Annotated in this window: 6 protein-coding genes; 5 read left to right on the forward strand and 1 reads right to left on the reverse strand. The window is 63.0% G+C overall.

What is annotated here, in order from left to right:
- Positions 1 to 18: 18 nt before the first annotated feature.
- Complete coding sequence (locus tag ASF84_RS04945; protein ID WP_056835856.1) at positions 19 to 765, reverse strand: class I SAM-dependent methyltransferase; 747 nt, start codon at positions 763 to 765, stop codon at positions 19 to 21.
- A gap of 468 nt (positions 766 to 1,233) precedes the next feature.
- Between ASF84_RS04945 and ASF84_RS30095 the strand changes: the two genes are divergently transcribed.
- The 5 genes from ASF84_RS30095 to ASF84_RS04955 all read left to right on the forward strand — a co-directional run.
- Positions 1,234 to 2,486, forward strand: a 1,253-nt coding sequence (locus ASF84_RS30095; RefSeq protein WP_442963016.1) for a hypothetical protein, incomplete at its 3' end; no start/stop codon positions are given.
- 1 nt (position 2,487) lies between these two features.
- Positions 2,488 to 2,795 (forward strand): hypothetical protein (locus ASF84_RS30100; protein WP_442963017.1); only part of this gene is annotated, 308 nt, incomplete at its 3' end.
- A gap of 8 nt (positions 2,796 to 2,803) precedes the next feature.
- The coding region (locus tag ASF84_RS30105) for a hypothetical protein (RefSeq protein ID WP_442963021.1) at positions 2,804 to 3,510 on the forward strand (707 nt) is incomplete at its 3' end.
- Positions 3,511 to 3,517: 7 nt separating this feature from the next.
- On the forward strand, positions 3,518 to 11,305 hold the full coding sequence (locus ASF84_RS29520) for a hypothetical protein (protein WP_236709368.1): 7,788 nt from the start codon (positions 3,518 to 3,520) through the stop codon (positions 11,303 to 11,305).
- Between the two features lie 76 nt (positions 11,306 to 11,381).
- Complete coding sequence (locus ASF84_RS04955; protein WP_056835860.1) at positions 11,382 to 13,208, forward strand: O-linked N-acetylglucosamine transferase, SPINDLY family protein; 1,827 nt, start codon at positions 11,382 to 11,384, stop codon at positions 13,206 to 13,208.
- Positions 13,209 to 13,728: the final 520 nt, after the last annotated feature.

Here is a 13,728-nt window from a genome sequence, read left to right on the forward strand (position 1 = left end):
GACCGGCAGGGCATGCAATCAGGCGTAGGGCTTGATCACCAGGCCCTGGCCTGTCGGCAACTCCAGGACGCTCAGGCCGAACGAGGCCAGCAGCGGGTCTTCGGCGGCTTTCTGCGAGCCGTAGCTCCACCAGCCATAGTCATCGAGTACCAGCACGCCGCCGGGCACCATGTTCGGGACGATGCGCTTGAGCGCCTCGACTTCAGCCGGCGCCTGGTTCAGGTCGACGTGGGCAAAGGCGATCTTCTCCGGAAAGCCCTGCGCGAACGAATCCGGCACATACCCCTGGATAACGTTCACGAACGGGTAGTTGGCAAAGCGTTCCTTGACCTGGTTGAACAGTTGCGGGCCATGCTCGGGCATGGCGTGGTGCGGATCATCTTCCTGATGCTCGAACGCGTCATACAGGTAGTACTGCTTGCCACTGGTGGCCATGTCGATGCGATCGGCAATGACATTGGCGGTGTTGCCCTTGTAGGCCCCGACTTCAACAAAATCACCCGGCAGGCTGCGGGCCAGCGTGGCGAAGTGGCAGAGGATGTAGGTACGCCAGATGATCGTCATCTCGATGTTGGAGGTGGCGTTGCGGCGCATGATTTCCATGAAGCCTTCGTCGGTCATGAAGCTGAAGTTGCGGTTCCAGCAAATGACGTTATCGGAGCTGTAGAAGCTGTCCGGGGTGGCGACGCTTTGGCGCAAGCCTTCAAGGCTGTGCTTGAACAGGGGCAGGTTGGTGATGTTGAAATTGTCGCCGTTCACAATCATTGCTGTTACCTCAGAGTTAGTGCCCACACCGAGGGCTTTCCGGGCACCGCCTGGTGCTGCAGAAAACCCTTCGAACGATAGCGCGACGGAAGAATGCTGGTGGCCGGGGCCGATCCAGGCGCTTGCTGGATCGCCAGAGGTGGTTGGAACGCACACTAGGTGAAGAGCTACAGGGGGTCAAGGTGATGACGCACCCTGCATGCACCCGTACCGTTGATCGCGCGTCGGAAAAAAAGCGCTGTTCAAAAAACCGTAATAGCTATGTGATACTACCGTTTATCGGCCTTAGCCTCTAAAACAAAATTTTTTAATAACCAAAAAACCAAAAAAGGCAAAAAGCCACTTAAAAAGTTCTTAATGTTTATTCAGCCCCGGTCGCTAACGGTGACACATGGGCAACCCATTCTTTACATCAAGCTAAGGCGGCAACGCTGACGGCGCGGTTATGACCTTAAACAGGACGCGTATATGAGCTTTATTTCTTCGTTGACTACCGCGCAAGTTGCTGCCTTGAGCACCACAACCATCGCAGATCTTGGCACTGAGGACATTGCTGCTTTCAGCACTGACCAGGTTGCAGCACTGACCACCGATCAGGTGGCGGTCATCACCGGGGTCAACCTGAGCACGTTTTCCACAGAACAACTTCCGGGATTGACCACCGCCCAGGTCGTAGCCCTGACCTCTGATCAGATAAACGCGCTGAAAACCACTCAGATCGCCGCGCTGAGCACCGCTCAGGTAGCGGCCATCGAAACCGACGACCTTGCGGCTCTGCCCCTGGCCAGCCTGGTTGCGCTGACCACTGCACAAACTGCAGCATTGACGACCGGTCAAATCGTCGCGCTGACCGGTACCCAAGTAGCCGCCCTGAGCACCGCTCAGGTCGTGGCGCTGACGACCACCCAGGTCGCCGCCATTGAAACGGATGATATCGCTGTCCTGCCGGTCTCCAGTATCGCCGCGCTGACCACGGCTCAAGCCGCTGCATTGACCACCGATCAAGTGATTGCCTTGACCACCGCTCAGGTGGCCAACCTGACTGTTGATCAAGTGGCCGCCTTGACCACTACACAAGCGGCGGCCATCGAAGCCGATGACATTGCGGTCCTGTCCACCGCTCAGATCGCGGCGTTGACCACCGCTCAAGTGGCCAACCTGACCACCGGGCAGATAGAGGCGCTCAAGCCTGCCCAGATCGCGGCAATGGAAACGGCTGATGTAGCTGCCCTGAGCACCGGCAGTATCGTAGCGCTGTCCACCGCCCAACTGGCGGCCCTGTCCACCGCTCAGGTAGCAGCCTTGACCACCGGCCAAGTGGCCGCTATTGAAACTGCTGATATTGCCGCCTTGCCGGTTACCAGCATTGCTGCACTGACCACCGCTCAAGCAGCCGCGTTGACCACTGCACAAGTGATCGCCTTGACCACCGCTCAAGTGGCTGCGTTGACTACAGATCAAGTGGCCAACCTGACCACTACTCAAGTGGCTGCGCTGGAAACCATTGATGTTGCGGCTCTGACCACCGCTCAGGTCGTAGCCCTGACCACCGCTCAGGTGGCCAACCTGACCACCGCGCAAGTCGCGGCCCTCAAGCTGACCCAGGTTGCAGCACTGGAAACCGTCGATGTCGCCGCCCTGACCACAGGTCAGATCGTGGCGCTGTCCTCTGCCCAGGTGGGCGCCTTGACCACCGCACAAGCCGCCGCTTTGACCACCGGNCTGGAAACCGTCGATGTCGCCGCCCTGACCACAGGTCAGATCGTGGCGCTGTCCTCTGCCCAGGTGGGCGCCTTGACCACCGCACAAGCCGCCGCTTTGACCACCGGTCAAGTGGCCGCTATTGAAACTGCTGATATTGCCGCCCTGTCGGTCACCAGCCTTGCCGCGATGAGCACCACCCAGACCGCCGCGCTGACCACCGCTCAGGTCATTGCCTTGAGCACCGCTCAGGTCGCCGGCCTGACCACCGCTCAAGTGGCCAACCTGACCACCGCCCAAGTCGCCGCTCTGGAAACCGTCGATGTCGCNCATTGCCTTGAGCACCGCTCAGGTCGCCGGCCTGACCACCGCTCAAGTGGCCAACCTGACCACCGCCCAAGTCGCCGCTCTGGAAACCGTCGATGTCGCCGCCCTGACTACCGCTCAGGTCGTAGCCCTGACCACCGCTCAGGTGGCCAACCTGACCACTGCCCAGGTGGCCGCGCTCAAGCCGACCCAGATTGCCGCGCTGGAAACCGTCGATGTCGCCGCCCTGACTACTGGCCAGATCGTGGCGCTGTCCTCTGCCCAGGTGGGCGCCTTGACCACCGCTCAGGCCGCGGCCCTGACCACGGCTCAAGCAGCAGCCATTGAAACCGCTGATATTTCCGCCCTGTCGGTGGCCAGCCTTGCTGCATTGGGTACCGCCCAGACCGCTGCCCTGACCACCGCTCAGGTCATTGCCTTGAGCACCGCTCAGGTCGCCGGCCTGACCACCGCTCAAGTGGCCAACCTGACCACCGCYCAAGTCGCCGCTCTGGAAACCGTCGATGTCGCGGCCCTGACTACCGCTCAGGTCGTGGCCCTGAGCACTGCTCAAGTGGCCAACCTGACCACCGCACAAGTGGCCGCCCTTACGTCGACCCAGATCGCCGCCCTGGAAACCGTCGATGTCGCCGCCCTGACCACAGGTCAGATCGTGGCGCTGTCCTCTGCCCAGGTGGGCGCCTTGACCACCGCACAAGCCGCCGCTTTGACCACCGGNATTGCCTTGAGCACCGCTCAGGTCGCCGGCCTGACCACCGCTCAAGTGGCCAACCTGACCACCGCCCAAGTCGCCGCTCTGGAAACCGTCGATGTCGCGGCGCTGACCACGGCGCAGGTCGTGGCCCTGAGCACTGTCCAGGTGGCCAACCTGACAACCGCCCAGGTCGCAGCCCTTACGTCGACTCAGATCGCCGCACTGGAAACTGTCGATGTCGCCGCCCTGACTACTGGCCAGATCGTGGCGCTGTCTTCTGCCCAGGTGGGCGCTTTGACCACCGCTCAGGCCGCCGCCCTGACCACCGGCCAAGTGGCCGCCATTGAAACAGCTGATATCGCTGCCCTGTCGGTCGCCAGCCTTGCCGCGATGAGCACCACCCAGACCGCCGCGCTGACCACCGCTCAGGTCATTGCCTTGAGCACCGCTCAGGTSGCCGGCCTGACCACCGCTCAAGTGGCCAACCTGACCACCGCCCAGGTAGCCGCTCTGGAAACCGTCGATGTCGCCGCCCTGACTACCGCTCAGGTCGCGGCACTAAGCACCGTCCAGGTGGCCAACCTGACCACTGCTCAAGTGGCGGCCCTCAAGCCGACCCAGATCGCAGCGCTGGAAACCGTCGATGTGGCCGCTCTGACCACCGGACAGATCGTAGCCCTGACCACAGCCCAAGTGGCGGCACTGACTACCGATCAAGTAGCGGCCCTGACCACCGGTCAAGTCGCTGCTATTGAAACGACTGATCTTGTTGCCCTGCCGGTGGCCAGCATTGCTGCGCTGACGACCACTCAAGCCGCTGCGTTGACTACTGATCAAGTGGTTGCCTTGACCACCGCTCAAGTCGCCGGCCTGACCACCGCTCAAGTGGCGGCCCTCACCACGACCCAGGTCGCGGCGATGGAGACTGCCGATGTCGCAGCACTGACCACCGATCAGGTCGCAGCCCTGACCACCGCCCAAGTCGCCAAACTGACCACCGAACAAGTGGCAGCGCTCAAGACTGCCCAGATCGCGGCGCTGGAAACTGTCGATGTTGCGGCACTGACCACCGATCAGATCGTGGCCCTGACCACGGCCCAAGTGGCAGCCCTGACCACCGCTCAAGTCGCTAACCTGACCACCACTCAAGTCGCGGCCATTGAAACGGCCGATATTGCTGCCCTGCCGGTTGCCAGCATTGCGGCGCTGACGACTACTCAAGCCGCTGCGTTGACTACTGATCAAGTGGTTGCCTTGACCACCGCTCAAGTCGCAGGCCTGACTACCGCTCAAGTGGCGGCCCTCACCACGACCCAGGTCGCGGCGCTGGAAACCGCTGATGTCGCCGCACTGACGACCGCTCAGATTGCAGCGCTGACCACCGCTCAGGTGGCCAAGTTGACCACTGATCAAGTGGTTGCCTTGACCACAGCCCAAGTGGCCAAGCTGACTACCGCTCAAGTGGCGGCCCTCACCACGACCCAGGTCGCGGCGCTGGAAACCGCTGATGTCGCGGCACTGACCACTGCCCAGATCGTGGCTCTGACCACCGCTCAGGTGGCCAACCTGACCGACGGGCAAGTGGCCGCGCTCAAGACTGCCCAGATCGCGGCGCTGGAAACTGTCGATGTTGCGGCCCTGACTACCGACAGCATCGTGGCACTGACCACCGCTCAGGTCGCGGCACTGAAAACCGCCCAGGTCGCGGCTTTGACCACCACCCAGATCGCAGCGCTGGAGACAGCTGATGTAGCAGCGCTGACGACTGCTCAGATCGTGGCACTGACCACTGCCCAAGTGGCCAAATTGACCACCGAACAAGTGGCTGCCCTCAAGCCTGCACAGATCGCGGCGATGCAAACCGTGGACCTGGCGGCGCTGACCACCGACGGTATCGCAGCCCTCACCACCGCTCAGGTCGCCGCTCTGACCACCGCCCAGGTGGCGGCGCTGACCACTGCCCAGATCGCAGCGCTGGAAACGGCTGATGTCGCCGCCCTGACCACCGCTCAGATCGTGGCACTGACCACCGCCCAGGTGGCCAAGCTCACCACCGATCAGGTCGCGGCACTCAAGCCTGCACAGATTGCGGCGATGCAAACTGTTGATGTCGCCGCCCTGACCACCGATGGCATCGCGGCCTTGACCACTGCCCAGGTGGCGGCACTGACCACCGCGCAAGTGGCCAACCTGACCACCGCGCAAGTCGCGGCCATTGAAACCGCTGATATTGCTGCCCTGCCAGTGGCCAGCATTGCTGCGCTGACCACGGCGCAAGTGTCCAAGCTGACCACCGATCAGGTCGTCGCCTTGACCACCGCTCAGGTCGCTGCACTGACCACCGCTCAGGTAGCAAACCTGACCACCGCACAGGTCGCTGCGCTGGAAACGGCCGATGTGGCGGCATTGACCACCGCTCAGGTCGTGGCCCTGACCACCGCTCAGGTGGCCAACCTGACTACCGATCAGGTCGCAGCGCTCAAGCCTGCCCAGGTCGCGGCACTGGAAACTGTTGATGTCGCCGCCCTGACCACCGGCAGCATCGCGGCGTTGACCACTGCCCAAGTGGTCGCTTTGACCACCGCTCAGGTCGCAGCACTGACCACCGGGCAAATCGCGGCGCTGGAAACGGTTGATGTCGCGGCCCTGACCACTGCTCAGATCGTGGCACTGACCACTGCCCAAGTGGCCAAGCTGACCACTGATCAGGTGGCGGCGCTCAAGCCTGCCCAGATCGCAGCAATGGAAACCGCTGATGTCGCGGCCTTGACCACTGACGGTATCGTGGCCCTGACCAGTGCCCAAGTGGCGGCACTGACTACCGCTCAAGTGGTTAACCTGACCACCGCGCAAGTGGCGGCCATTGAAACGGCTGATATTTCTGCCCTGCCAGTCGCCAGCATTGCGGCACTGACCACCGCGCAAGTGTCCAAGCTGACCACCGACCAGGTCGTCGCCTTGACCACCGCTCAGGTCGCGGCACTGACCACCGCTCAGGTGGCCAACCTGACCACCGCACAGGTCGCGGCACTGGAAACCGCTGATGTGGCAGCCCTGACCACCGCTCAGGTCGTGGCCCTGACCACCGCTCAGGTGGCCAACCTCACCACCGATCAGGTCGCGGCGCTCAAGCCTGCCCAGATCGCAGCGCTGGAAACCGTTGATATCGCGGCCCTGACCACCGGCAGCATCGTGGCCCTGACCAGCGCTCAAGTGGCGGCATTGACCACCGCTCAGGTCGCAGCTTTGACCACCGCTCAAGTGGCTGCCATTGAAACGGATGATATTCCTGCCCTGCCAGTCGCCAGCATTGCTTCCCTGACCACCGCTCAGGTGTCCAAACTGACCACCGCTCAAGTGGTGGCCTTGACTACCGCCCAGGTCGCAGGCCTGACTACTGCTCAAGTGGCCAACCTGACCACTACGCAAGTAGCAGCCTTGGAAACCGCTGATGTCGCGGCACTGACTACTGCTCAGGTCGTGGCCCTGACCACCGCCCAGGTGGCCAACCTGACCACCGCGCAAGTGGCCGCGCTCAAGCCTGCACAGGTTGCAGCACTGGAAACTGTCGACGTCGCGGCGCTGACCACTGGCAGCATCGTGGCCCTGACCACCGCTCAAGTGGCGGCGTTGACCACCGCTCAAGTGGCGGCGTTGACCACCACGCAAGTGGCGGCCATGCAACCGGTTGATGTGGCGTCCTTGACCACTGCTCAGGTCGCAGCACTGACCACCGCCCAGGTGGCCAACCTGACCACTGCTCAAGTGGCCGCGCTCAAGCCTGCCCAGGTCGCAGCGCTGGAAACCGCCGATGTGGCGGCCCTGACCACTGGCAGCATTGTGGCCCTGACCACCGCACAGATCGCGGCACTGAAAACCGCTCAGGTCGCCGCCCTGACCACCGCGCAAGTGGCGGCCATTGAAACAGTCGACCTGGCCGCCCTGCCGGTCGCCAGCATTGCAGCGCTGACCACCGCGCAAGTGTCCAAGCTGACCACGGCGCAAGTGGTGGCATTGAGCACCGCGCAAGTGGCCGGTCTGACCACCGCTCAAGTGGCGGCGCTGACCACCACGCAAGTGGCGGCCATGCAAACCGTCGACGTGGCGTCCTTGACCACTGCTCAGGTCGCAGCACTGACCACCGCCCAGGTGGCCAACCTGACCACCGCCCAAGTGGCTGCGCTCAAGCCTGCCCAGGTTGCAGCGCTGGAAACCGTTGATGTCGCGGCCCTGACCACCGGTCAGATCGTGGCCATGACCACCGCTCAGGTGGCCGCGCTGAAAACCAACCAGGTCGCGGCGCTGACCACCGCGCAAGTGGCGGCCATTGAAACAGTCGACCTGGCCGCCCTGCCGGTCGCCAGCATTGCGGCACTGACCACTGCTCAGGTGTCCAAGCTGACCACCGCGCAAGTGGTGGCATTGAGCACCGCGCAAGTGGCCGGTCTGACCACTGCTCAAGTGGCGGCGCTGACCACCACGCAAGTGGCGGCCATGCAAACCGTCGATGTGGCGGCGCTGACCACCGCTCAGGTTGTCGCGTTGACCACCGCTCAGGTGGCCAATCTGACCACAGCCCAAGTCGCGGCGCTCAAACCTGCCCAGATCGCAGCGATGCAAAACGCCGATGTCGCAGCCCTCACTACCGGTCAGATCGCAGCCCTGACCACTGCTCAAGTAGCAGCCCTGAAAACCAGCCAGATCGCGGCTCTGACTACTACGCAGGTGGCGGCCATTGAAACGGCTGACCTGGCGGCGTTGCCGATCACCAGTATTGCCGCACTGACTACCGCTCAGGTGTCCAAACTGACCACCGCGCAAGTGGCAGCACTGACTGCCACCCAAGTGGCAGCACTGACTACCGCTCAGGTCGCCAACCTGACCACCGCGCAGGTTGCCGCCCTGGAAACCGTTGATGTCGCGGCGCTGACCACCGCGCAGGTTGTCGCGTTGACCACCGCTCAGGTGGCTAACCTGACCACCGCGCAAGTGGCGGCACTCAAGCCTGCACAAATCACGGCAATGCAGAACGCCGATGTCGCGGTCTTGACCACCGGTCAGATCGCGGCACTGACCACCGCTCAGGTTGTGGCCCTGTCCACAGCCCAGGTCGCGGCGATGACCACCACTCAGGTCGCGGCGCTGGAGACCGCTGATGTAGCGGCCCTGACCACCGCTCAGATCGTGGCCCTGACCACTGCCCAAGTGGCCAACCTGACCACCGCGCAAGTGGCGGCACTCAAGCCGGCACAGGTGGCGGCGATGCAGAACGCCGATTTCGCAGTTCTGAGCGCCGCTCAGATTGCTGCGCTGGGTACCGCTCAGATCGCTGCGCTGAAAACCACTCAGATTGCCGCGTTGACCACCACCCAGGTGGCGGCCATTCAAACGGCTGATCTGGCGGCCCTGCCGGTGGCCAGCATCAAGGCGCTGACTACCGCTCAAACGGCAGCATTGACCACCGCTCAGGTTGTGGCCTTGACCACCGCCCAGGTGGCCGCTTTGAGCACCGCTCAAGTGGCGGCGTTGACCACCACGCAAGTGGCGGCCATGCAGACCGCTGACGTAGCGGCGCTGACCACCGCTCAGGTCGTCGCGTTGACCACCGCTCAGGTGGCTAACCTGACCACCGCGCAAGTGGCAGCACTCAAGCCTGCACAGATCGCAGTGATGCAGAATGCTGATGTCGCGGCGCTGACCACCGGTCAGATCGCAGCATTGACCACCGCGCAGATCGCAGCACTGAAAACCGCTCAGGTGGCGGCACTGACCACCGCGCAAGTGGCGGCCATTGAAACGGCCGACCTGGCCGCCCTGCCGGTCGCCAGCATTGCTGCACTGACCACCGCCCAGGTGTCCAAGCTGACCACCGCGCAAGTAGTGGCCTTGAGCACTGCACAAGTGGCTGCGTTGACCACCGCTCAGGTGGCCAACCTGACCACCACCCAGGTCGCTGCGATGCAAACCGCTGATGTGGCGGCCTTGACCACCGCTCAGGTCGTGGCCTTGACCACCGCTCAAGTGGCCAACCTGACCACTGCGCAAGTGGCAGCGCTCAAACCGACCCAGCTTGCAGCGATGCAGAACGCTGATGTCGCGGCACTGACCACCGGTAGCATCGTGGCCTTGACCACCGCGCAAGTGGCTGCACTGAAAGTCACTCAGGTGGCCGCTCTGACCACCACCCAGGTGGCCGCGCTGGAAACCGCTGATGTGGCGGCATTGACCACCGCTCAAGTCGTGGCCCTGACCACCGCTCAGGTGGCCAACCTGACCACAGCCCAAGTGGCTGCACTGAAAGTCACTCAAGTGGCCGCGCTGGAAAACGCTGATGTAGCTGCTCTGACCACCGCCCAGATCGTCGCCTTGACCACAGGTCAGGTCGCCGCGCTGAAAACGGCCCAGATCGCTGCCCTGACCACAGGCCAGGTCGCTGCTCTGCAGACCGCCGATGTCGCCGCCCTGTCGGTGGCCAGTGTCGCGGCCCTGACCACCGCTCAGACTGCAGCCCTGACCACCGCTCAGGTCAAGGCGCTGAGCACCGCTCAAGTGGTTGCGCTGAAAACGACCCAGATCGCGGCCTTGACCACCACTCAGGTCGCCGCTCTGGATACTGTTGATGTCGCGGCCTTGACCACTGCACAGATCAAGGCCATGACCACCGGCCAGGTTGCTGCATTGACCACGGCGCAAATCGTGGCCCTGAAATCGACGCAGCTTGCGGCGATGGAAACCGCCGATATCGCGGCGCTGACCACCGCTCAGGTCCGCGCGATCGAAACGGCTGACCTGGCGGCGATTACCACCGCTCAAGTCAAGGCGCTTACCGCCACCCAGGCGGCGGCACTGACCACCGATCAGCTGTCGCACCTGAAAATGACCCAGGTCGATGCCTTCACCGCCGTGCAGCTGCAAGCGATGAGTGCAGCCCAGATCGACGCGCTGGCCTTGTCCACGCCGCTGGTTCTGGACCTCAACGGTGACGGCGTGCAGACCTCCCACCTGACCACCGGCGCGCGCTTTGACCTCAACGCCGACGGTCATAAGGAAGCCACCGGCTGGACTGCCGGCGGTGATGGCCTGCTGGTACTGGACGTCAATGGCGACGGTCAGATCAACGATGGCTCCGAACTGTTCGGTTCCTCGTTCCGCCTGCCGGACGGTTCGCTGGCCAAGGACGGTTTCGAAGCCCTCCAGAGCATGGACAGCAACCACGACGGCGTAGTAAATGCCGGCGACCAGTTGTTCGGTGCCCTGCAGGTCTGGGTCGACAGCAACAACGATGGCATCAGTGAGGCGGGCGAGCTGCACACCCTGAAAGACCTGGGCATCACCCAGTTCAACCTGGACGTGGCCACTACCACCGAGCTGAACCACGGCAACCTGATCGGGCTGCACAGCAGCTTCGAAACCGGTGATGGCCAGACCCACACCATTGCTGACGTGTGGTTCCGCACCGATGGCAACGGCGGTCAGTCCATCGACCTGACGCAACTGGATGTATCGGTCGTCGGTGCCCATACCCTGGGCAGCATCGACCTGGCGGCCGACAACGGCGCCACCACCTCGCTGACCCTGGATGCTCAGGCCGTCAGCCAGTTGGGCCAGGCCGGACAGGTTGATGTGAGCAATGGTGCTGCTGCACCGGTGCAGATGATCATCAACGGTGACCAGAACGATACAGTCCACGTCCAGGGCGCTGCCGGCGAGTGGCAAGCGGCAGGCACGGCAACCGTCGATGGCGCGAGCTACAACGTGTACAACGACGGTGACGTGCAATTGCTGGTGGCCACCGATGTTCAGACTTGGATTAGCTGATATTCAGTGTTAAACCTTTGATAGACCTTGATACCGGGCTTGCGAAAGCCCGGTATTTTTTTGTGTGGAGCCTTCAATGCAGACCGAGAACCTTGATAGCCCGGACCTCGATGCGGTGTTTGCCAGCGCCTTGCAACGCGCTGAACGTGTTGCGCTGGAGCCGATGCAACTGCTGCAGATCGCCGACCAGCTCAATGCCGCCCAGCGTCCCCACGATGTCGCGACGCTGTATCAGCGCTGGCTTGGGCATTGTCATTCGGCGATCAACTACATCATTCAGTTCAACCTGGGCGTTACGCTGTCCGGCCTTGGACAAATAGACGCCGCCGAGCAGGCCTATCGCGCAGCCATCGCGCAAAACCCCGAATTCGCCCAGGCCTGGTTCAACCTGGGCTCGCTGCAGGAGCGTCAGCTCAAGCCGCAGGAAGCACTGGCCACCTGGCAATCGATGCTCGACAAGCGCCTGGTCGATGCACAGCAGAGCCGTGACCTGTATGTGCTGACCTGTAACAACCTGGGCCGGCTGCTGGAAGAAACCCGCCAGTTACAGCCCGCCGAAGCCATTTTGCACACCAGCCTGCTGGCCGATCCGGTCCAGCCCAAGGTCATTCAACACTGGGTGCACCTGCGTCAGAAACAATGCGTATGGCCGGTGTACGACGCGCCTGAAGGTTTGAGCAAAGGCGATCTGCTCAAGGCGTCTTCGCCTCTGGCGTTGCTGGCCGGCAGTGGTGACCCGGGCCTGCAACTGGCAGCGGCCATGCATTTCGTCAAGGAAAGGGTCAATGTGCGCGTGCCGGCCCTGGCCACGGCGCAAGGGTATGGCCACCAGAAGCTGCGCATCGGCTTCTTGTCGTCAGACTTTTGCCTGCATGCCGTGTCATTGCTGACGGTCGAGCTGTTCGAGTTGATCGACCGCGAGCGCTTCGAGGTCTACGGCTTCTGCTGGAGCCGCGAGGATGGCTCGCCGCTGCGTGCGCGGGTGAAACAGGCCATGGATCATTTTGTGCTCATCGGTGCGATGAGTGATGCGGCCGCGGCGCAGTGCATCCGCAGCCATGAGATCGACATCCTGATCGACCTGCACGGGCTGACATCCGGGGCGCGCGCGGACATCGTGGCCTATCGGCCGGCCCCCGTGCAGATGACGTACCTGGGCTTTCCCGGCACCACGGGACTGCCGGCCATCGACTACGTGATTGCCGACCGCTACCTGATTCCTGACACCGAAAAACCCTACTACAGCGAAACGCCGCTGTACCTGGACAAGATCTACCAGTGCAGTGACCGGCAACGACCGGTGGCAGCCCTGCCGACCCGGGCCCAGTGCGGCCTGCCGGATGATCGCTTCGTGTTCTGCTCGTTCAACAACAACTACAAGTTCAACGAGGAGGTCTTCGACTGCTGGATGCGCATCCTGCAGCGCGCCCCTGACAGCCTGCTGTGGTTGCTGGCCGATAACCGCTGGGCCCAGGACAACCTGTGCACCCGGGCAAAGGCGCAAGGCATCGATCCGGCTCGCCTGCTGTTCGCCCCGCGGGTGGCACCGCCGGAGTACCTGGCGCGCTACACGGCCGCCGACCTGTTTCTGGATGCCTACCCGTTCAACGCCGGAACCACGGCCAACGATGCGCTGTGGATGGGACTGCCGGTGCTCACCCGCTCAGGCCGCACCTTCGCCTCGCGCATGGCCGGCAGCCTGCTGACGGCGCTGGATCTGCCGGAGCTGATCACCACCACCCTGGCCGACTACGAAGACCGCGCCGTGCAACTGGCGACCGAGCCCGATCTGTTGCCCGGCCTGCGTCAGCGTCTGATCCAGGCCCGCGACACCTCACCGCTGTTCGATACACCGGGGTTTGTGCGCGATTTCGAAGCGGCAATCAGCCGCGTAGCGTTGTAGGAGCGCGGGGGCGGCCATCCGTCTTGCCGGCGACCGGCTGCGTAGCAGTCGTAAATTTGCGGCGTTTCGCAGATTTCTGCGAGCGCTGCGCACTCGGTCGCCGGCAAGCCATCCGTCTTGCCGGCGACCGGCTGCGTAGCAGTCGTAAATTTGCGGCGTTTCGCAGATTTCTGCGAGCGCTGCGCACTCGGTCGCCGGCAAGCGGGCTCCTACGGGTGTGAATTTTATAGCCAATAAAATCAATAAGTTATTTTATGTTTGATGAGCGCGCGGGSRCGGCCACRMCAGCAACCGCCTGTACRTCAGGCGGTTGTTTTCAGAACARCCCCTGCACCTTTTCCAGTTTGCGCTGTTCGACACACCGGGGGTTGTGCGCGATTTCGAAGCGGCAMTCAGCCGCGTAGCGTTGTAGGAGCGCGGGGGCGGCCATCCGTCTTGCCGGCGACCGGCTGCGTAGCAGTCGTAAATTTGCGGCGTTTCGCAGATTTCTGCGAGCGCTGCGCACTCGGTCGCCGGCAAG

This window comes from Pseudomonas sp. Leaf127 (genome assembly GCF_001423155.1).
GTDB classification, from domain to species: Bacteria; Pseudomonadota; Gammaproteobacteria; order Pseudomonadales; family Pseudomonadaceae; genus Aquipseudomonas; species Aquipseudomonas ovata.

What these genes read in the sequence shown, in the direction of transcription:
- ASF84_RS04945 (WP_056835856.1), bottom strand. Translation starts at nt 765, where the DNA reads ATGATTGTGAACGGCGACAATTTCAACATCACCAACCTGCCCCTGTTC.
- ASF84_RS04955 (WP_056835860.1), top strand. Translation starts at nt 11,382, where the DNA reads ATGCAGACCGAGAACCTTGATAGCCCGGACCTCGATGCGGTGTTTGCC.